The following is a 21,061-nucleotide window of genomic DNA, read 5'->3' as shown; positions in this document are numbered from 1 at the left end:
TTACTTAACAGTGGAAAGTTTTTAGTAAATTTGATATGTAATCACTTACATCACTTTGGGGAAAAACAGTAAATGAAAGGTTTTTGGGGTACTTTTTTTATATTTCTATTGTGGGCTACGGCTGGAATATACTATATACACGTAAAGGAAAGCAAAGATATTCCTGTAGAAACTGCTGAACGTATTTCTGTAGAAAAAAAGGACACTAATTCCCTTCCTAAAATGACGTACACCGAGACTGAAACTACAGAAATTGATTCTCTTTCTAGTGAAATCTCTACAGATACAACAACTACTTCTGAATCTTCTTATGATAGTATTAATAATGATATCTATATAAGTGATAATACCACAGGAGATTCTCAATTATTAGCAGCTGAAATTAAAAAATCTATTGCGATTAGTGATACGATAGATATAGATAAAGATGAACCCGCTATTGAATATAAAAAAGAAGTTGTTCTAAATAAAAACCCAAATGCTACTTCTCAAATTTTCTATCCACAGTACGCAAATACAGACCTTATATTAGACAAAGCGATTATTGCTTATGCTACGGAGTTAAAAAAAATATTAATAGAAAATCCAGATAAAAAAGTGACTATCATTGGTCATACAGATAATGTAGGAAATGCAGAAGATAATTTTAGGATTGGATTAAAAAAATCAAGACAAATAAAATGGTATCTTACCACCCAAAGGGGAATTAAAAGATCAAGAATATCTGCTATATCCAGAGGTGAATCTAACCCTATAGAAGCTAACACCAGTGTCTGGGGACGCGAAAAAAATAATAGAATTGAGATTATTGTTGATTAATAACATACTTGCAGCTCAAGATACCATATCTATTCCCATAGCTTATATAGAGGCTTTTGTGATGATGCTTGGTGCTTTTACCATTGGGTATGTTGGCGCTACACTCTACGAGCGTTATCGACATAAAGTAAGTCAAGAAGAGGTTAGTAATGACATTGATCTTCTTAAAAAAGAAATACAAGACCTAAAGGAAGAAAACGAACACCAAAATAGAAAATCTAACCATCGTAAAGATCGCATGGATCAAGAATACGAACAAGTTAATTTTCAAAAAAGAGCATTTTCTGAAGATGTACTTACCAAAGGTACAGATGCTGCTGCCAATATCGTAAAAATTAATTTTGATCGGATCGGATATGCAAGTGCAGAGAACAAAGATAATCTTCAAAAGATAACAGGTATAGGTCCATATACAGAAACAAAACTCAATGATCTAGGGATCTTTACATTTGATCAGATTAGCAATTTTACGGAAGAAGATATCGCTGCTGTAACAAAGCTTATCAAATTCTTTCCTGATCGTATTAAAAATGATCGCTGGGTTTCAAAAGCACTACAACTTAAATTTGAAAATACTAAACCATCGATTTCATCTTCTGAAGATGTAAAAAAAAAGATGACGAAGATTGATTAGAAAATCTATCTTTAAGTAAGCACCTCTACAATACCACACATTACAATACTAAAGGATGTTATGAATCTTTTAAAAGTGATTAAGATAGACAGAAAAGAGGTGAACCAGACTTCGTTCTCTTTACCTTTCTATTATATTTTTAATTGCAATCACACTACTCTCATTCTTCTCTGATATTAGCTTTTTAAAAACTTATTCTTTCTGCGTGTGCTTTCCTAAAGTTGTTAGTGATTTTATTAAAACGAGAACTACCAAACATTAAAGAGCATCAAGATTCTGCAACTGATTTGCAAGACATTCAACAGAAGATTATTTCTTTATTTGTGAAGTAAGCTTTGTAGTTCTAGCCTTTGATCCTTTTGAAAGAAAGAGATTATTGAAACTAGCCAATTTTAATTAAAATCCATAAAAAAACCCATCATAAGAATCTTATGATGGGTTTTATAATATTAGAAGAAATCCTCTTATTCTTAAAAAGAATATAGATTATTTACCTTCCATTTTAGCTTTAAGAGCTGCAAGAGCATCATTAGCATCCCCTAAAGTTGGTTTTGCTTCATCTGCTTGTGCTTTTGCTTTCTTAGCAGCTTGCTTAACTATTTTTGCTTCATCTTCCTTATGGATCACCATGTGAGATGCTACAACACGCTTAAAGTCTTTATTAAATTCGATTACTTGGAATTCAGCTTCTTCTCCTTTTCCTAGTTTAGAACCATCTTCTTTCTCTAAGTGACGTGTAGGAATAAATGCAGTAATATCATCGTTAAACGTTACTGTTGCACCTTTATCTACAATCTCTGTAACACTAGCTGTATGCTTTGTACCTACGCCAAAGTCAGCTTCATATTTATCCCAAGGATTCTCTTCAATTTGCTTATGACCAAGACTTAACTTACGTCCTTCTACATCTAGCTCAAGAACCACTACTTCTAGTTTATCTCCTACAGCACAGAATTCTGATGGATGTTTTACTTTCTTAGTCCAAGAAAGATCAGAAATATAGATTAATCCATCTATACCTTCTTCTAATTCTAAGAATACTCCAAAGTTTGTAAAGTTACGTACCACACCTTCGTGACGTGATCCTACAGGGTATTTTGAAGTAATATCTGTCCATGGATCTGGTGCTAATTGCTTAATACCAAGACTCATCTTACGATCATCACGATCTAAAGTAAGGACTACAGCTTCTACTTCATCTCCTACTTTTACAAAATCTTGTGCACTACGCAAGTGTGTACTCCAAGACATTTCAGAAACGTGTATTAATCCTTCTACTCCTTCTTCTACTTCGATAAATGCACCGTAATCTGCAATAACAACTACTTTACCTTTTACTTTATCTCCAATCTTAAGTGTTTCACTTAAAGCATCCCAAGGGTGCTTAGAAAGTTGCTTAAGACCTAATTGGATACGTGTTTTATCCTCATCAAAATCAAGGATTACAACGTTTAGTTTCTGATCAAGCTCAACGATTTCATTCGGGTGGTTGATACGAGACCAAGAAAGGTCTGTAATATGGACAAGTCCATCAACACCTCCAAGATCAACAAATACACCGTATGAAGTAATGTTTTTAACAACACCTTCAAGTACTTGTCCTTTCTCAAGCTGCCCGATGATCTCTTTTTTCTGCTCTTCGATATCTGCTTCGATAAGCGCTTTATGAGATACAACAACATTTTTAAATTCGTGATTGATTTTCACAACCTTGAATTCCATTGTTTTATTTACATATTGATCGTAATCACGGATAGGCTTCACGTCTATTTGTGATCCTGGTAAGAATGCTTCGATTCCAAAAACGTCAACAATCATTCCTCCCTTAGTACGTGCTTTTACAAACCCGTTTACGATAGTTCCCTCATCGTGAGCTGCATTTACACGATCCCATGCTTTAATCACACGAGCTTTACGGTGAGAAAGTATTAATTGACCAGTAGCGTCTTCACGTACATCAATAAGTACTTCTACCTTATCTCCTTCTTTAAGGTCTGGATTGTAACGAAACTCATTAAGAGAAATTACACCTTCAGACTTTGCATTAATGTCAATGATGGCATCACGATCTGTAATACTAATCACAGTTCCTTCTACTACTTCATCATTAAGTGTGTCTACAAAATTTTGAGCTACAAGCGCTTCAAATTCTTCAAGTTGCTTATCATCTACAACGTCAATACCTTCTTCGTATTTTTCCCAGTTAAAGTCTTTAAGAAATTGTTCTGGATTTTCTTGAGCAGGAGATTGCTCTGCTTTTGAAGCTTGCGCTTTCTCTACTTGTTCAGCAACTTGAGTTTCAGTTACACCTGCCTCAGCAGCGTCAAGTTCCTGTTTTGTTGTTTTTTCAGCCATTTGCTAAAAGTTACACCGGTCTGATTATAAACAATCTTCGCCAGTGGGGTTTTTGTATTTTACGCTTTCGCGAAAGCTCTTTAAACCTCAAAACCGTAAAAGGGTTTTTTTCGTTTTATAAATACCTTCATTGACGGCTTTCTAAAGGTTGCCAAAAAGGAGTGCAAAAGTACGTATTGTTTTCTGATTTTCAAAGACGTTACTAAAGAAAACTAAACTAAATTGTTGCTTTATCATTTGAATATTTAGATTTAACTTTAAAAATTATTTAAAAGTAACATATATGACTCCATGGCATCTTTATTTAATGGCAATTATGTACATCCTTATAGGCTGTATGCACTTTATAAAACCGAAAGCTTTTTTAAGTGTGATGCCTCGATATATTCCTGCGGGATTAAAGATGGTGTATTTGAGTGGTTTTGCAGAAATTCTTTTAGGCGTTGGTCTCTGTTTTGAAGAAACGAGAAGGTATGCGATCTGGGGTATTATCGCTATGCTTATTATATTTTTAGTGATACACTGGTATATGATTGTAGATGAGAAGTTTCATAAAAAATATCCAAAACCTGTATTATGGTTTCGGTTTTTACTTCAGTTTGGATTGATGTATTGGGCGTACTTTTACCTTTAAATCCTATTTTAAGATGTCATTATTTCCGTCAGAACCTTATCGCTTAGACCTGCCTGGAGCAGACGTTATGTATTATCCAGATTTTTTAAGCCCAGAGGAAGCGTCTCATTATTATGAGACCCTATATAAGGATACACCTTGGCAACAAGACGATATTAAAGTGTTTGGAAAAGTATATCCACAACCACGACTTACGGCATTATACGCAAGTAATAGCCTGCCTTACTCCTATTCTAATATTACAATGCATCCTAAGCCGTTTACTTTCGCTTTAAGCGAAATAAAAAAGAAAATAGAAACATTGGTAAAAACTGAGTTTACCACCTGCTTATTAAACCTCTATAGAGACGGAAAAGATAGCAATGGCTGGCATGCTGATGATGAAAAAGAATTAGGCAAAAACCCTACTATTGCCTCCATTAGTCTAGGCGCAAGCAGGGTATTTAAATTCAGGGGTAAAAAGGCAAAGTCTTCTGTTCACTCTATGTCACTGGAACATGGGAGTTTATTACTTATGAAAGACGCTACACAGCATAACTGGCAACATCAAGTACCAAAAACTTCAAAATTTGTAGAACCAAGAATAAATCTTACGTTCCGGACCATCAAGGGGTGAAAGCCATCCGTTTTATAAAAAGATCTAGGACAAAACAACATACATCATATATTGGGGGAAATTTGTCCTAGATCGTCTTGTATATATCGTAATTAAGATATATACGTTGGGGAATTTTACAAGTAGCTAAAATTTTTACGTTTATTTATATAAAATCTATTGACAAAAAGCCATATAGATAATAGGGAAACCAATAACATCATCAATGAACGGCTTATTGGAAAGTCTGTATAGAAATAGATCAGAGTGATACTGCAAAATATACACGCCACAATCATAATTATTTCTCTATAATAAATTTCTAGCATAAGCATCAGGCCTAAAGCAAATTCTATAAAAGGAAAAAGAGGTGCTGTCAAGTAAAAAAGAGTGTTATCCAATACTTCAGTACTTTTTAAATACACTTCTAATTTAGAAATGTATGAATCATATATCACGATATGATATATGGATTGTGCTAGCATAAATAATCCTATAGCAAACTTTATAACTATATGTGACAGCACCTCAAATCTCATGAAAATCACTTTATTAACCGGGTGCAAAATTATACTAAGCACGCATAGTAATTCTTGTATATTTTTCACTAAAAATTGTACAAAATTCGTAACTTACTGATAATTAACAGAACTAAAACGTTTTCGTAAGAAGAAGGAATATTAACAATATTGTAAAAATCAAAAACATCATGACGAAGAGTTTTAGTTTACACGATACATTCCTAGTAAAAAAGTTTAATAAAAGTGGCACTTATAAAGATCTAGAGCCAAGGAATTACTTTGAAATCATTTTTATAGAAGAAGGAGTAGGAAAGCATTATATAAATGAATTTATCGTTTCTTATGAAAAATGTGACATTTTTCTTGTCGCCCCTGAAGACAAACATCATTTTGAGATAGAGGAAGAAACGACTTTCTGTTACTTCCAATTTACTGAATTACTCTTTTCTAGTAAAATGAATCTTCCTGACAGATCTTACTGGTTACATCGTATAGAAAGGATCATACACCATCCTAATCTTTTACCAGGAGATATTATAAAAGAAGAAAATGATCGTACCCTTATATGGCATATTCACGATGTTATTATTCAAGAATATACCTCTAAAAAAGAATTTTACAAACATAATATTTCTAATATGGTCAGTACGACTTTAAGCATCATTGCAAGAAATATTACAAGAGAGTTTCAGCCTATAAAGGAGGCTTCAAAAGAAGATACGCCTACTACGATAGATCAAATTTTATCTTATATACGACAACACGTATATGAAAATAACCTCATGAAAGTAAGCGCCCTAGCTTCTCACTTTAATATGACCAATAGTGCTATAAGTTTATACTTTAAGAAAAAAACAGGAGAATCTATACACCATTATATATTGATGTATAAATTACATCTCATCAAATACAGATTAAAAAATACTGATTTTACAGTATCTGAAATTGCGTATCAATTAGGTTTTACAGATGAAAGTCATCTTACTCGTATTTTTAAAAAATACAATAATATGACTCCTAAAAAATATAAGAGCAACGTATTGAAAGAGATCAACGATCTTTAACACTATAAAGCCCTATCCAAATAACTCATTGAGTAATCCTGCCAGACGTATTCCCCCTTTTTGCAATTGAGAACGCAACGGATCAAAATATTGGTACATATAATTATATCCCAGTTTCTCCCCTTTGCTTGTATTCTTATAGATGTCTTTTACCAGTGTCCGACTATCTTCCATCCAATCTTTTACAGTTCCTTTTTGCAAAAGTGCTACTTGTTTTTTTGACAATCTTGGCATGGTGGTCGCTAGTTCTGAATAGGACATATTATAGTGTTCTATCATTTGTGTATCCCAAACTCTATGTAAGTTAGTACCATCTCTGAACCACTGTACTTGAAAATCATTACCTCCTTTATCATCTCCTATTCCTGTATGCAAAGGTTGATGTAAATCACCTATAAAGTGAATGAGCATCTTCAGATAAAAAGCCTTGTCCTCCTTAGAACTATTTACATCTTTAATGACTTCTATACATTTGGTAATTCCTTGTATAATATCTCCTCTATCATTTTTAGAATGTGTGTCATAGGTCTTATCAAAAGGAACATTTACATAATGCCAAGGTCCATAAGATCTGTATGCATCATCACTCTTTATATCATCTGCATACGTAGACACTATGGCTAATGATTGCCCATCTAGTAATTTTTTTATTTCTTTTTTGGCTTTTCGCGAAAGATACTGTTCGGCGATAGCTCCGGTGGTTCGGTGTCCAGTCTTCCCCCATTCGATTCCAGTAGCTTGTACCAAAGAATTACTTAATAAAAAGAATGTGATGATAATAAGTTTCATGATTTATTTTTTTTCAAAAATACAATGAAAATGAAGACATCCTGTTATAGTAGTACCAAGAATAGATTCATTTTCACCCATACATAATTCGTACCTTTACAAATAGGTAAGACTTTAATCGTTATTATATGAAATACGTACATTTATTTACACTTGTTTTTTTAGTTTCACACGTTGGGTTGACACAAAATAACACTGTATTTACACAAAATACTGCTGCCGAAAGAGACATTAAAATAAATCAGTTTGTATACGGAACGCTATTACAACCTCAAGAGAAAACAGAGAACTTACTCATTATCATTCCGGGTTCTGGGCCTACAGATCGAAATGGTAATCAACAATTAACACGTAACAACTCCTTACGTTTACTAGCCGAGAAGGTAACCGCTTCAGGTATCGCTACTTTTAGATATGATAAGCGCGTGCTTACCTTATTAAAAAAAGGGGCCTTAGATGAAGAAAAATTACGTTTTGATGATTTTGTAGAAGATGCTTTAGCAACAGTTACCTATTTTAAAAATAGATATCAAAACATCTATATTATAGGTCATAGTCAAGGATCATTGGTGGGAATGATTGCTGCACAACAATCAAATATTGCTGGTTATATCTCTTTAGCGGGACCTGGACAAGCAATAGATCAGACGATTTTAAGTCAGATAGCATTACAAATGCCCGATCTTACAGAAAAAGCCAAAGAAGCCTTTACCGAATTAAAAGAAACAGGAAAAGTAAAAAATTATAGCCCAGCATTAGCATCTATTTTTAGAAAAGAAACACAGCCCTTTATGGCTAGTTGGATGCAATACATCCCTACACAAGAAATTAAAAAATTACAAGTACCTGTCTTAATCGTCAATGGAACTAATGACATCCAAGTCGATACTAAAGAAGCTGAAGCCCTTAAAAATGCCAAACCTGATGCAACATTGGTACTCATTGAAAATATGAATCATGTATTACGTATCATAGAAGGAGCAGATGGTTTAGAAAATACAAAATCTTATAACGAATCTAGACGCCCTATTTCTAAAGAACTTATAGAGGTTATTACAAATTTTATAAGTAACTGATGTAAGTCTTTCTTATCAGCTACATAAATAAACAACGCTTTCCTTATTTTTACATTCTTATAAAATTCATTTATGAAAAAGATCTCTTTTTACATCCTTATTATTGCGTTTCTAATTTCTTGTGGGTCTACACAAGATCTCACCGTTTCAAAAAATACTACAGTACAAGTCGCTATAGATTTAGTTAACGTATCAGATGACAGAGTAAACGTACGTATTCAACCTGGTACCATAACCGCAGATGCTATTACATTTTATATTCCTGAAACTGTTCCTGGCACCTACTCTGATGATGATTATGGTAAGTATGTAGACGATTTGGAAGTGTTTTCTAAAACAGGATCCAAATTAAAGGTAGAAAGAACCTCTCCTAATACTTGGCTGATTGAAGACGCTCGTAAGCTTGAGTATATTCAATATAAAGTGAACGATACCTATGATATCGAAGCTGAACATGATATTTTTTCTCCGTCAGGAACCAATTTTAAAAAGGATGAACAATTTTTACTTAATCTCCATGGGCTTGTAGGATATATAAAAGATCAAGAAGAATTTACCTATCAAATAGATATCAATAGACCAAAAAATATAGAAGCAACTACATCGCTATCTTCTCAAAAAAACGCAAACTACACAAAAGCAACTTTTGAAAACCCACAACAAATAGACAGTTATCTAGCAAAACGCTACTTTGAAGTGATTGATAATCCTATTATGTACAACACACCTAATAAAGAGGTTTTTGTCATAGAGGGTATTACGATAGAAGTAAGTGTATATAGCCCAAACAATATTATAAAAGCTTCAACCCTAAGACCAAATATTGAGAATATGATGAAAGCTCAAAAGGCATATTTAGGTACTATGAATACAACAGATCGCTATAGTATATTGTTATACCTAAGTACGGTTGGTCCAGATGATGCACAAGGCTTTGGAGCACTAGAGCATCATAAATCTACGGTAGTTGTTTTACCAGAAATGTTACCTAAAGAAGCCATGGATGCTGCTATAATAGATGTTGTAGCTCATGAATTTTTTCATATTGTAACCCCATTAAATTTACATTCGACACAGATTCATAAGTTTAAATACAATGATCCAGAAATGAGCATGCACTTATGGATGTATGAAGGAATTACAGAATATTTCGCCCAACATTTCCAAGTACAACAAGGGCTTGTTACTAATGCAGAATTTTATAATACCATCGTTGGTAAAATCACAGCTTCCAAAAGCTATGATGACTCTTTATCATTTACTAAAATGAGCCAAAATATTTTGGAAGAGCCGTATGCCTCTAATTATGGAAATGTATATGCAAAAGGGGCACTTATTGCGATGTGTTTGGATATTTTAATACGTGAAAAAAGCAATAGAGAAAGAAGTTTATTAAGTGTTATGAAAGAACTCACAGATCGTTATGGACCTAATCGTCCATTTGAGGATCAAGCTATTATACCACAAATAACAGAAATGACATATCCAGCTATTGGAGAATTTTTTGAAAAGCATGTGATAGGTACTATCCCTATTAATTATAGTGCTTTCTTTGATAAAGTAGGCTTAGAATACAACACCCTAAGAGTTCCTACACAGTACTTTTTAGACTTAGAAACAAGAACGCCTTATATTGATGCTTCTCAAGCAGATAATACTATTTTTGTGAGACCTGGTATTGAACTTCACTCCTTTTTTAATGAGATAGGTTTACAAGGTGGGGATGTAATAAAGGCAGTGAATGGAACTGAATATGATGTATCAAACATATACGATCTTATAACACAATCAATCGCTTGGAAAGAAGGAGATGCGATTAGCTTTACTATAGAAAGAGATGGTCAAGAGATGGTCTTAACAGGAAAAACCAACACTCCTATCATAAATAAAGCGACTATTACTGAATTACAATACTTTACAGAAGGACCCGAATTAAGGCTTCGCCAGAGTTGGTTAAAAGGATCATAAAAAACTATGTTAACAAAGTATTAAGTATATATTTGTTTTCATGCAAAGAAAATTACTCTTTCTAATCATCTTACAAACTACGTATTTATCCTTTTCTCAAGATAAAGAAGTTTTTGTAAAATACATCGATTCTGAGATCAAAATAGATGGAAAATTAGAAGAGGCGGTATGGGAACAAGCAGCTCCTGCCAAAGAGTTCTGGCAATACTTCCCTACCGATACCATTCAAGCAAAAAATCAAACAGAAATTAGATTTCTATACGATGATGAAAAACTGTATGTAGGTATTAAAATTTACACCATTGGAAAAGAATTTATTGTTCCTTCCTTACGTCGTGATTTTAGAGCTGGAGGTAGTGATAATGTCACCTTGATGTTTGATACATTTAATGATGGTACCAATGCTTTCCTCTTTGGTTCTAATCCAGAAGGCGTGTTGAGAGAAGCCTTAGTTTCTGGAGGCGGTACTGAGTTACGAGGTTTTACAACGAGTTGGGATACCAAATGGGTAGGAGAAACTACTCAATATGATACTTATTATATCTGCGAATGGGCAATTCCGTTTTCCGCATTCAAATTTCGCGAAGGCGAAACAAGATGGCGTTTTAATTCCTACCAATTTGATACCCAAGGAAACGAGCGAAATACTTGGACAAACATTCCACAAAACCAATTTATATTTAATCTTGCCTACATGGGCGATATGGTTTTTGAAAAACCACTAGGAAACTCCAAAAGTCCGATCTCTATCATTCCTTATATCAATACACTTGTAGGAAAAGACTATGAAACTGGAGAGGATTCCTTTGATCTTGGTGTGGGGGGTGATGCAAAATTGACCATTGGTAATAGCCTTAATCTTGATGCCACCATTAACCCTGACTTTTCAAATGTAGAAGTAGATCAGCAAGTGACCAACTTAACACGTTTTGAAATCAACCTTCCAGAACGGCGGCAGTTCTTTATAGAAAATAGTGATCTCTTTGCAGATTTTGGAGATTCCAGAGATGCCAACCCGTTCTTTTCTCGTCGGATTGGTATTGCCAGAAATGCAGACGACGAGACCATTCAAAATGATATCATTGCAGGTGCTAGATTAAGCGGTAAACTCTCTAATGATCTACGTATTGGGATTTTAAATATCCAAACCGCTACTGATGCCACTAATGAAATAGGAAGTAATAATAACAGTGTTGTTGCTTTACAGCACAAACTCTTTAGTAGATCAAATATTAGTTTTCTATTTGTAAACAGGCAAAATACGAGTGACGAGTCTTTTATTACTTCTGACGAAGAATATAATCGTGTGGTAGGTGTAGACTATAATTTGGCAAATGAAGATAATTCTTGGAACGGAAAAGTATATTTTCATAAATCCTTTACACCTGAATTAGAAGACGATGACTATTCTGGTGGTGCCCGTTTACAATATAATAGTAGAAACTGGCGTGTACGCGGTAGTGGTGTTTTTATTGGAGATAATTTTCAATCAGATTTAGGATTCATACCTCGTACTGATATTTTAAAAATAGACCCACAGGTAGAATATTTATTATTCCCAAATAAAGGAAAAATAAATCGACATATCTTTTCCTTTACGCCTATCATTACGTGGCGACCTACACTCGATTTTTTTAATTCTGATTATACCTTCCAAACAAGTTGGGATGCTGAGTTTAAAAATAATGCACAACTTAGTGCTAATATTACTAATAATTATGTCTTCCTTTTTGACGAGTTTGACCCCTCTAGATCTGATGGGACTCCCCTAGCGGCAAATACAGAGTATCGCTATAGCAATGTAGAATTGCGATATCAATCAGATAGAAGAAAAATATTTTCATACACTATACAACCTTCAGGAGGACAATTTTTTAATGGAAACATTGTCTCTGTGCGAGGAGATATCAACTACAGATTACAACCTTATTTTAATCTTGCGATAGATGCGAGATTTGACCACATTTCCTTACCCGCTCCTTTTGCTACAGAAAACCTATGGTTACTAGGCCCTCGTATTGATGTTACTTTTAATAAATCTGTTTTCTGGGCGACCTTTATTCAATACAGTTCGCAACAAGACAACTTCAGCATCAACTCGAGGCTTCAATGGCGTTTTGCACCCCTTTCAGACCTTTTCTTAGTCTATAATGACAATTACTTTACAGATACTGTTTTTGCACCTCGCGTACGTTCTCTTAATCTAAAAGTGACCTATTGGTTATATTTATAAGTATATTGTCTTGCTAAATACGCTTTCGCGAAAGCGTATAAAGAATCATTAGAAATCATCTATTTTATTACAAACACCTATGGAAGAACACGCTTTTTTTACAAACGATGCCATTGTTTTTGGACTTCTTGCTCTTGCTCTAGCTGGCGTATTTTATACCTCAAGCCAAAAGTCAGGACCTTGGAGTACCTTTTATAAAGTAATTCCTGCACTATTATTGTGTTATTTAATTCCTGCCATTTTTAATTCTTTTGGACTTATAAGCGATAAGTCATCGCAATTGTACTTTGTAGCGTCAAGATATTTATTACCTGCTTCCTTAGTTTTAATGACATTAAGTATCAACTTAAAAGCCATTGCAAACTTAGGTGTAAAAGCACTAGTGATGTTTTTTACAGGAACCGTAGGAATCATTATCGGAGGGCCTATTGCCATATTATTGATCTCCTTAGTATCTCCAGAAACAGTTGGAGGAGCCGACTTTGATGCCGTATGGCGTGGGTTATCCACACTAGCTGGAAGCTGGATAGGCGGTGGCGCTAATCAAGCAGCTATGCTGGAAATATATCAATATAATCCAGATAAATATGGAGGAATGGTACTTGTAGATATTGTAGTTGCCAATTTATGGATGGCTATTTTACTACTAGGTATTGGTAAATCGAGCCGAATTGACAAATGGCTCAAAGCCGATAATACAGCGATTACGGAGCTTAAAGAAAAGGTATCTACGTTTGCTGAGAGTGTAAAACGCAATCCTAGCTTATCTGATCTTATGGTGATGATGGGACTTGCTTTTGGAGCTGTTGGAATCGCACATTGGGGAGCAGATGGTATGGCTGGACTTTTTGAAAATATTCCAAAAGATTCAGCATTAGCATCTTTTGGCTCTAAATTCTTCTGGATGGTTACTATCGCAACTCTTATAGGAATTCTTTTATCATTCACAAAAGCAAAGAATTATGAAGGCGCTGGAGCTAGTAAATTAGGGAGTGTTTTTATTTATATTCTTGTGGCTACCATCGGAATGAAAATGGATTTAACCACTATTTTTGAAAATCCAGGATTAATTGCTATAGGTGTTGTCTGGATGGCAATTCACGCTGGATTACTTATTCTTGTGGCAAAATTGATTAAAGCACCTTTTTTCTTCCTTGCCGTAGGAAGTCAGGCAAATGTTGGTGGTGCTGCATCGGCACCTGTGGTAGCGGCTGAGTTTCATCCATCACTAGCTAGTGTTGGAGTCTTGCTTGCCGTTTTTGGATATGTTGTAGGAACCTACGGAGCGATATTGTGTACAATTTTAATGGAAATGGCAGCGACAAGCTAGTATTTCAATAAAAATAATAGCATCTTTGTGATCTAATTGAAACCTAATTAATGAGAAGATTTCTTGCTCTTTTGTTATTGGCTTGTGTAGTAGTCGCTTGTTCAGAATCAAAAAACTTTACAGTTTCTGGAACCGTAAAAGGTCTTAAAAAAGGAACACTCTATTTACAACGTATTCAAGATACTGCGTTGATTAACTTAGATTCTATAGTGGTAGATGGTGATCCAGAATTTGAATTTTCTCTTAACATAGAAGAGCCAGAAGTGATGTATTTACATCTAGATAAAGTGGACGGCTCAGGATATGATGATCGTATTTTATTTTTTGCAGAACCCGGTGAAATGAATATAACGACATCTCTTAAAAACTTTGAAGGTTTTGCCGCAGTTATTGGTGCAGAAAACCAAATGAGATGGACTGAGTTTCAAAAAATGAACCAGAAGTTTAATGATAAAAACCTTGATCTTATTAAAGGATCTTACGAGGCTCAAATTTCTGGAGTTCAAGAAGATATTCTTAAATATGACGACTCATTACAACGCTTATTAGAATCTAAATATAGATATACGGGACAGTTTGCGTCTACACATGCAAGTCTAGAAATGGCTCCTTTTCTTATGTTGAGTCAGATACCTGATGCCAATGTGACATTTTTAGATACGATATACAATCGCTTTCCAAAAAAGATACAGCGATCTAAATATGGAAAACAACTTGAAAAGCTGATCGAAGAACGAAAAGCTGAAGAACAAAACTAAAAGTTCTTTTTATATACATTATTATATATATCCTGCTATTTTAAAATGGTAGATTTTTTTTGAGGTTATTTTTAAAGCAACGTTGCATCTATTATTTCTTTCTATATAATTCCACTTAAAACAATGCTTACTTAAACATTTACTAAACAGACGAATACGTTTAATCAGTATTTATTAGCGTTTACACATTAGTACCTTTTTTTAGAATTTATTTCTTGTAATTTGATACATAAGCTACTTCATTTAAGACATCAACCTGAATGTTTTAAAATAGTAGTAATAATTAGTAACCTAATAGTTTAGTATTATGAAAAAATTAATGAATCTTAAAGGAGCAAGTACGCTTAGTACGCTTGAACAAAAAGAAATTAAAGGCGGGATTACTCCAACTCTTATCGAATGTCAAATAGGATGTGCTGGATTAAGTAACGGGGCTCGCTGTTTTGCTTCTGGTAGTCCTGGTAATTGTGCCTGTCCTGGAAGATGTGGCACTTTTGGCTGTATTCCATTTTAATTAAAGATCGTATAGACCTGATCTGCGATCAGGTCTATACTTTATGATCGGTGTTCACTTCTATTATTAATTATTTGTTTATTTTAAGGAAATAATTAACGTTAGTGATTCTAGACAATACGCCCCTTTATTATGTATTAAAAGTAAAAATATGCACGCCTATTAGCGTTGTGTATAAAAATTTTCTACTTCTCTTAATCCTAAGCCTATTATTGGGCTGTGAGCAAACAAAAAAAGAAGCTGATTCTTCAGATCAATTAACAGACCTTCTCACGCACATAGATACTTTATCTAATACAGATAAAATCTACACATTACAAACGGTAAAAAGCTTAGAAACAGTTCCCGATAGTATAAAAACCGTATACTATGAACACATAGCAAATGCCTATGTAAGCAAAAAAAAATATGACGCTGCCCTCATATATTTTCAGAAAACTATAGCGCATACCAAACCACCTATTGATACTGAAAAGGAAGCTGTCTTCTATTACAAACTTTGGGATTTATACAGAATAAAAGGAGAACTAGGAAATCAAATTACCACTACTAGAGATTTTGAAGAACATCTTTCTCCAAGTCTTGATATTGGCTTAGTACATCTCAATTATTTAAAGCAAGTGAATCATGAAGCTACTGGTAATTATAAAAAAGCAGCACAGAACAATCAACTGCGAATAGCTGTTCTTACTCGAATGGTTGATCAAGAGCCCTCCAATGTCTTTCTTAAAGAGCGTTTACGACTAGCCTTACTGGACAGATCACATCTTTCTTATCTATATTTAGGAGATAAAAAACAAGCCTTTACAACGCTGGACAGTCTCATTGCTATTAAAGAGCTTACCCCAAATACAGCACAATTACTATATACAAATTATGGCGTATATCAGTATTTTGAAGGGAATAAAGAAAAAAGTCTCTCCTTATATCAAAAAGGAGTTACTGCGATGAAAAAGCTAGATAAGAATGCTTTTGATGTTCCCAATACGATCGCCGTTGGCTATGCTAATATTACTGAGGTACTCATAGACTTAAAGCAATACGACGAAGCCAAAAAATATTTGGACACGCTCTCATCTATTGGGATTCAAAACCTAGAAGAAAGCCTTCAACGCAACGTGCTAAAGTATCAATTGCGATTACAACTCGCTTCCAATGGAGCTTATGGAAATACCATCACACTTTTAGATACCATTACAAAATATCAGGATGTAGCCTATCGAGAAAAATTTTCAAAGGAACTTGTATCGTTGACACAGGCAAAAGAGAAGCAACAAGAATTACAACTCAAAAATCAGCAAGCAGCCTTTGACAAAAAAAGATTTAGAGGTATTGTTGGCGCTATTGGTATTATTTCACTGTTAGGAATAATCCTATTTATAGGATTCAGGCGATATAAAGAAGAACAAAAAGAACTGCTGATGCAGCAACGGTTACTACGCGCACAAATGAATCCGCATTTTACATTTAATGCGTTGTACGCGATCCAGAGCTTGATCAAAACAGATAGCGTACTCGCTATTAAATATTTGAATAGTTTTTCAAAACTATTACGTTTGGTTTTAGAAAATTCTATGGCAAACTATGTTCCTTTAGAAGACGAGCTTGAGTCTATAGAACAGTATTTAGAATTACAGCAATTACGTTTTCCTAAACGTTTTACATACACAATAGACAACCAACTGCCAGAAGACACTATCGATATTCCATCTATGCTTATTCAGCCCTTTGTAGAAAACGCCATCGAACACGGTTTTGCAGATAGTACCTATACGGGAGTGTTGCTAATTACGCTTTCGCGAAAGCATAAAAAACTTTTTTGCACGATAGAAGATAATGGAAAAGGTATCCAACAGAAAGAACGATCTAAAAAGTCGGCTTCTATAGCATTAATAACCGATTTTATTTCTAAAAAAACAGGGACAACCGTCCTCATTAAAGATAATACAACAACACCTACTAAAACAGGCGTTATTGTGTCTTTTCAACTCCCCTATAAATCTTATACAAATGATTAAAGTTGTTTTAGTTGAAGACGAACCGCTTTTTAGAGCAGACATTTCACAACTCCTAGAAGCACATTTTAAAGATGTGATCAGCATTGTAGGAACTGGATATAGTGTTGCCTCTGGAATCAAAGAAATTACAACGCATCGACCAGATCTTGTCTTACTAGATATTCAGTTAGGAGACGGTTCTGGTTTTGATCTTTTAGAAAAAATTAGCAATCAAGATTTTGCATTGATCTTTATTACGGGGCATGACACGCATGCGATACAAGCCATTAAGATAGGGGCGTTAGATTACATCTTGAAGCCTATTAATGAAGACGAATTTGTTGCTGGGATTCAAAAAGCAATCAACTCTGTCTCCTCGCGAAGTACCCTTCCAGACTCTAGAGTGATTGCTTCTCAATTTTACTCTGAAAAATATATAGAAAAAATTGTGGTTTCCACTAGTGATGCGATGCACGTATTACAACAAGAAGATATTTATTATTGTGCAGCAGATGGTAATTACACTACCTTTTTTACTATTTCTGGAACTATTATGGTCGCTCGTACGCTTAAATTTTATGATGCTGTTTTTGATCAATCACATTTTATACGATGTCATCGCTCGTACGTAGTTAATAGAAATCATGTGCAACGTTATGACAAAAGTGGTTTTCTTATTCTTACTAATGATATTAAAATCCCTATTTCGAGTAGAAAGAAAAATGAAGTGCTAAAAACATTATTTGGATAAACGCTTACGAAACCCATAGCCACGTTTACTAAACATCCTATTTCTTAAACGCAATACTACTTGTAAGAAAGGAAATATCAAATACATTCGTATTTAAAATACAGTATATATATGAAAAAATACATAAGTTTTATGGTGATCCTATTATGGGTATCATGTACTACAGAAGAGGTTTTAGAAAATGAAATTACAACAGCTACTGCAATCATTCTTCAAGAGAAAGAGTCTACCGCTACTCAAGAATCATCACAACGAACAATAGAAGACGATATTGAAGTATTTAGGTCTCAAATGGAATGGACAGCTTTTATTACGGCGGAGGTACTTGCGGAGTCAAATACTATCGTAGGACAAAACTCAAGTATTATGACAGAAATAAATAATGCTATTGCTGTGTATGGTACAGTGATTCCTATACAGGCTTTATTAGGAAATCAATCTAATTATACAAACTTTAAAGTAGCGTTTAAGGAACAGTTTTTAGCATATTACATTGGAGATTGTAGGCCTAACTTTGGAGTACAGCGTCCTCCTAATAGTGCATTGTTAAGTGATAATCCTCCACCACCTGAAATGCCTGAATCATCACAAAATTATCAAGTTTGGGCAGAAGGTTTTGCTACATCGTTTATTAATCAAATTACAAATGAAAATTGTATAGAATTATACATTCCTAATGGCATTGAGTACGGAGATCCACCTAATGGTCCATTTCCAATAGGAGGATCTCCAGATATACAAAATTACATCGTAGGTGCGCATCCGTTAACGACTCAAACTTCTGGAGGACCAGGATGGGAAATTTTACCAGAAAAGCCTAAAATAACATTATGCAGTTCCTATATGGCAGCTCGGTCAAATGTATTATCTTCCTTAAATACCACATTTTATAATGTCATTATTGCAAGACCTTATAGAGACCAAAATGTAGGTTGTAACTACATATCTATCAATGTGACTGATTTCACATTATATCTACAATAATCGTAAAAATAAATTCCCCATCTAATAAAAATTAGATGGGGAATTCTCTAGTTGGTTAGGTTAGATTCTTAAGTTATAAAAAACTCTTATTTACTGAACTTTTACAAAGCCATTCAAGATTTTTTCACAATCGTCAATATACGAACTCAAAAGACCTTGTGACGTATAAGTGATAAATTGTACAGTACCGCTTGGGCTGGAGTAGTAATATCCGTAATAGGTAAACTTAATACCCTGTAAGGTTCCATTCAATTGTAGGAATAATACCTTCTGCCCATTTACTATTCTGTATTCTTCTTGTACTACATATAAATCGGGAGCAGCTTCTCGACCGTTTTCTAATGCTATATCCTTCAGGTTTTCTATAGGAATCTCAAGTTTTTCTGCAATAATCATCCCATATAAATCTTCTCCTTTTAATTGTAATTCATATTCTGCTTCAGGATTATCTTGTGATTTTTGAAAACTCCATTCTGTTGGATCTATCCAAACACCGATATCTACTTTGGTACTTTTAAGAAGAAATGTAGCGTCTTCATCTTTTACAAACCGCTTAGGATTTACAGTTACGGTAGTTGAACTCGCTGCTACTTCGCTTGCATACTTCCAAGTTCCATTGCTATACAGAAATACCTGGTCTCCTACTTCTGTAATTCCTTTTAGTTGTGCTTGTATCGTACATGTTCCTAGAAGGACGAAAGCAAAAATTAATTTTTTCATAGCTATTTTACAAATTGATTCATGTTAAGAAATGCTAATTAATGAAAAAAAAATGACTTATGTAAAAAAGAGCGAAACTGGTTAGTCTATCTTAGAAATTCGATCTGCAAATTCTTGTAGTTTTTCGGGGTTGGGATGTCCGTTCTTTTTAGCAATCTCAATATGTGGATCAAAGTTCCATGCAATAGATTTTGCCCCTTTCATTAATAAAGTTTCTAGTTCTTTTTCTGCTTGTGTTTGCCACTCTGGATAATGTGCGTATCTATAAAACCAGAGTTCTAAAAATACATCTAATAGTTCTTCCTTTACAAGTTCAAAAGCTTTATTTATATATTTTTTAGCTTCTTTAAAATCTTGTTTTGATATAATAAGATGATGTGCATAGTTAGCTGTATTAATAGCATGAGTACCATCTAATTCAAGTGCTTTTTTATAGTATATTTCCGCTTGATCATATTGATTTTTAACTCTCTCAAGAAATAATGCATAATTAGAGTTATTATTTGACTCTTCTGGATCTAATTCAAGTGCTTTTTTATAAAAAAACTCAGCTTTATCATAATCTTTTAAATAGTAAGTAAGAAAGTTTGCATAATTAATATTGAAAATAGGGTCTTTAGGCTCTAATTCAAGAGCTTTCTTATAGTAATTATCAGCTTGGATATAATCTTTACGAATTTCTAAGAGGAAATTTGCGTAATTTTCAATATTGACTGAACTTTCAGAATCTAAATCAAGAGATTTTTTATAATATTTTTCTGCCTTATCAAAATCCTTAATATTTTCGAGAAACAGTGCATAATTTGCATTAGTTATAGCATTTTCAGAATTTAATTCAAGTGATCTTTTATAATATATTTCTGCTTTATCATAATTCTTAATATTATATAAAAAACTAGCGTAATCACCATGTAGAGATGCATCATTAGGATATTCATCTAAGCCTTTCATATAAATTAATTCTTTCCTATCTACATCTTCTTCTTCAAAAGCATCAACAAGGTATTTCATAGCTCCCGTAAATACTTCTTTTACTTCTTTTGTAATCTCTTGGTTAGTATCTTTTACTTTTTCTAAAAGTTGACGGCGTTTTTCGTTTAAACCCGCTATTCTTTCCTTCGTTTCTTGTACAAAAGGATGCTCATCAGGAGTGTCTAAATTTTTGAAAATACTTGAAAACAAAATTTACAAGGGAAAAAATAATATTTTTAACACAGAAAAAGCGGAATTTTTTAGTGATGATACATATAGTATAAATATACATATATATGTATTTTCAACATCCAAATCATATTCCTGAATTAGATCCTGCTAAATTG

General features: G+C 33.8%; 18 protein-coding genes. 14 read left to right on the top strand and 4 right to left on the bottom strand.

Annotation, left to right across the window (positions count from 1 at the left end; translation table 11 throughout):
• Window positions 1–72 precede the first annotated feature (72 nt).
• Together Q0505_RS03750 and Q0505_RS03745 are read left to right on the top strand one after the other, a co-directional pair.
• Window positions 73–819, top strand: a complete 747-nt coding sequence (locus Q0505_RS03750; RefSeq protein WP_299208984.1) for an OmpA family protein — start codon at window positions 73–75, stop codon at window positions 817–819.
• Window positions 800–1,453, top strand: a complete 654-nt coding sequence (locus Q0505_RS03745) for a hypothetical protein (protein ID WP_299208981.1) — start codon at window positions 800–802, stop codon at window positions 1,451–1,453. The genes Q0505_RS03750 and Q0505_RS03745 overlap by 20 nt, the downstream gene beginning before the upstream one ends.
• A 486-nt stretch (window positions 1,454–1,939) precedes the next feature.
• Here Q0505_RS03745 and rpsA read toward each other — a convergent pair whose 3' ends face one another.
• On the bottom strand, window positions 1,940–3,808 hold the full coding sequence (rpsA, locus tag Q0505_RS03740; protein WP_299208978.1) for a 30S ribosomal protein S1: 1,869 nt from the start codon (window positions 3,806–3,808) through the stop codon (window positions 1,940–1,942).
• A 283-nt stretch (window positions 3,809–4,091) separates the two neighbouring features.
• On the opposite strand from rpsA, the gene Q0505_RS03735 reads away from it, so the two are divergent.
• The 3 genes from Q0505_RS03735 (at window position 4,092) to Q0505_RS03725 (ending at window position 6,622) form a co-directional block, all read left to right on the top strand.
• Window positions 4,092–4,442, top strand: coding sequence for a MauE/DoxX family redox-associated membrane protein (locus Q0505_RS03735; protein ID WP_299208975.1), 351 nt, complete (start codon window positions 4,092–4,094; stop codon window positions 4,440–4,442).
• Window positions 4,443–4,455: 13 nt separating this feature from the next.
• A complete protein-coding gene (locus Q0505_RS03730; RefSeq protein WP_299208972.1) occupies window positions 4,456–5,058 on the top strand; it encodes an alpha-ketoglutarate-dependent dioxygenase AlkB in 603 nt (200 codons plus the stop codon).
• Window positions 5,059–5,746: 688 nt separating this feature from the next.
• On the top strand, window positions 5,747–6,622 hold the full coding sequence (locus Q0505_RS03725) for an AraC family transcriptional regulator (protein WP_299208969.1): 876 nt from the start codon (window positions 5,747–5,749) through the stop codon (window positions 6,620–6,622).
• Between the two features lie 12 nt (window positions 6,623–6,634).
• Here Q0505_RS03725 and Q0505_RS03720 read toward each other — a convergent pair whose 3' ends face one another.
• The gene (locus tag Q0505_RS03720; protein WP_299208965.1) at window positions 6,635–7,411 is read right to left on the bottom strand and encodes a S1/P1 nuclease; all 777 of its coding nucleotides are present in this window, start codon (window positions 7,409–7,411) and stop codon (window positions 6,635–6,637) included.
• Between the two features lie 128 nt (window positions 7,412–7,539).
• Between Q0505_RS03720 and Q0505_RS03715 the strand changes: the two genes are divergently transcribed.
• The 9 genes from Q0505_RS03715 (at window position 7,540) to Q0505_RS03675 (ending at window position 19,022) form a co-directional block, all read left to right on the top strand.
• The gene (locus Q0505_RS03715) at window positions 7,540–8,487 is read left to right on the top strand and encodes an alpha/beta fold hydrolase (RefSeq protein WP_299208962.1); all 948 of its coding nucleotides are present in this window, start codon (window positions 7,540–7,542) and stop codon (window positions 8,485–8,487) included.
• Between the two features lie 72 nt (window positions 8,488–8,559).
• Complete coding sequence (locus tag Q0505_RS03710) at window positions 8,560–10,455, top strand: peptidase M61 (protein WP_299208960.1); 1,896 nt, start codon at window positions 8,560–8,562, stop codon at window positions 10,453–10,455.
• Window positions 10,456–10,495: 40 nt separating this feature from the next.
• Window positions 10,496–12,688, top strand: a complete 2,193-nt coding sequence (locus Q0505_RS03705) for a DUF5916 domain-containing protein (RefSeq protein ID WP_299208958.1) — start codon at window positions 10,496–10,498, stop codon at window positions 12,686–12,688.
• A 79-nt stretch (window positions 12,689–12,767) separates the two neighbouring features.
• Window positions 12,768–14,018 carry a DUF819 family protein gene (locus tag Q0505_RS03700; RefSeq protein ID WP_299208954.1) on the top strand — a complete coding sequence of 417 codons (1,251 nt, stop codon included), beginning with the start codon at window positions 12,768–12,770 and terminating at the stop codon, window positions 14,016–14,018.
• A 50-nt stretch (window positions 14,019–14,068) separates the two neighbouring features.
• Window positions 14,069–14,776, top strand: coding sequence for a DUF4369 domain-containing protein (locus Q0505_RS03695; protein WP_299208952.1), 708 nt, complete (start codon window positions 14,069–14,071; stop codon window positions 14,774–14,776).
• Between the two features lie 307 nt (window positions 14,777–15,083).
• Complete coding sequence (locus Q0505_RS03690) at window positions 15,084–15,290, top strand: hypothetical protein (protein WP_299208949.1); 207 nt, start codon at window positions 15,084–15,086, stop codon at window positions 15,288–15,290.
• Between the two features lie 104 nt (window positions 15,291–15,394).
• The gene (locus Q0505_RS03685) at window positions 15,395–17,308 is read left to right on the top strand and encodes a histidine kinase (RefSeq protein WP_299208946.1); all 1,914 of its coding nucleotides are present in this window, start codon (window positions 15,395–15,397) and stop codon (window positions 17,306–17,308) included.
• Window positions 17,301–18,038 (top strand): LytTR family DNA-binding domain-containing protein, encoded by a 738-nt coding sequence (locus Q0505_RS03680; RefSeq protein WP_299208943.1) that lies wholly within the window; start codon window positions 17,301–17,303, stop codon window positions 18,036–18,038. Before Q0505_RS03685 ends, Q0505_RS03680 begins: the two co-directional genes overlap by 8 nt.
• Window positions 18,039–18,149: 111 nt before the next feature.
• Window positions 18,150–19,022 carry a hypothetical protein gene (locus tag Q0505_RS03675; protein ID WP_299208940.1) on the top strand — a complete coding sequence of 291 codons (873 nt, stop codon included), beginning with the start codon at window positions 18,150–18,152 and terminating at the stop codon, window positions 19,020–19,022.
• A gap of 90 nt (window positions 19,023–19,112) precedes the next feature.
• On the opposite strand, the gene Q0505_RS03670 is transcribed toward Q0505_RS03675, so the two are convergent.
• Entirely contained in the window at window positions 19,113–19,742 is a 630-nt protein-coding gene (locus Q0505_RS03670) for a hypothetical protein (protein WP_299208937.1), read from the bottom strand.
• An 81-nt stretch (window positions 19,743–19,823) separates the two neighbouring features.
• A complete protein-coding gene (locus tag Q0505_RS03665) occupies window positions 19,824–20,924 on the bottom strand; it encodes a hypothetical protein (protein ID WP_299208934.1) in 1,101 nt (366 codons plus the stop codon).
• Window positions 20,925–21,061 lie beyond the last annotated feature (137 nt).

The organism is uncultured Dokdonia sp. (assembly GCF_937910895.1).
Lineage (GTDB): Bacteria > Bacteroidota > Bacteroidia > Flavobacteriales > Flavobacteriaceae > Dokdonia.
The sequence above is the reverse complement of the archived record's forward strand: the minus strand, read 5'-3'. Positions and strand labels throughout refer to the sequence as shown.

Bases quoted from the DNA above. Each gene is read 5' to 3' on its own strand.
- Q0505_RS03750 (WP_299208984.1), top strand. From the start codon at position 73: ATGAAAGGTTTTTGGGGTACTTTTTTTATATTTCTATTGTGGGCTACG.
- rpsA (WP_299208978.1), bottom strand. From the start codon at position 3,808: ATGGCTGAAAAAACAACAAAACAGGAACTTGACGCTGCTGAGGCAGGT.
- Q0505_RS03735 (WP_299208975.1), top strand. From the start codon at position 4,092: ATGACTCCATGGCATCTTTATTTAATGGCAATTATGTACATCCTTATA.
- Q0505_RS03730 (WP_299208972.1), top strand. From the start codon at position 4,456: ATGTCATTATTTCCGTCAGAACCTTATCGCTTAGACCTGCCTGGAGCA.
- Q0505_RS03725 (WP_299208969.1), top strand. From the start codon at position 5,747: ATGACGAAGAGTTTTAGTTTACACGATACATTCCTAGTAAAAAAGTTT.
- Q0505_RS03720 (WP_299208965.1), bottom strand. From the start codon at position 7,411: ATGAAACTTATTATCATCACATTCTTTTTATTAAGTAATTCTTTGGTA.
- Q0505_RS03715 (WP_299208962.1), top strand. From the start codon at position 7,540: ATGAAATACGTACATTTATTTACACTTGTTTTTTTAGTTTCACACGTT.
- Q0505_RS03710 (WP_299208960.1), top strand. From the start codon at position 8,560: ATGAAAAAGATCTCTTTTTACATCCTTATTATTGCGTTTCTAATTTCT.
- Q0505_RS03705 (WP_299208958.1), top strand. From the start codon at position 10,496: ATGCAAAGAAAATTACTCTTTCTAATCATCTTACAAACTACGTATTTA.
- Q0505_RS03700 (WP_299208954.1), top strand. From the start codon at position 12,768: ATGGAAGAACACGCTTTTTTTACAAACGATGCCATTGTTTTTGGACTT.
- Q0505_RS03695 (WP_299208952.1), top strand. From the start codon at position 14,069: ATGAGAAGATTTCTTGCTCTTTTGTTATTGGCTTGTGTAGTAGTCGCT.
- Q0505_RS03690 (WP_299208949.1), top strand. From the start codon at position 15,084: ATGAAAAAATTAATGAATCTTAAAGGAGCAAGTACGCTTAGTACGCTT.
- Q0505_RS03680 (WP_299208943.1), top strand. From the start codon at position 17,301: ATGATTAAAGTTGTTTTAGTTGAAGACGAACCGCTTTTTAGAGCAGAC.
- Q0505_RS03675 (WP_299208940.1), top strand. From the start codon at position 18,150: ATGAAAAAATACATAAGTTTTATGGTGATCCTATTATGGGTATCATGT.
- Q0505_RS03670 (WP_299208937.1), bottom strand. From the start codon at position 19,742: ATGAAAAAATTAATTTTTGCTTTCGTCCTTCTAGGAACATGTACGATA.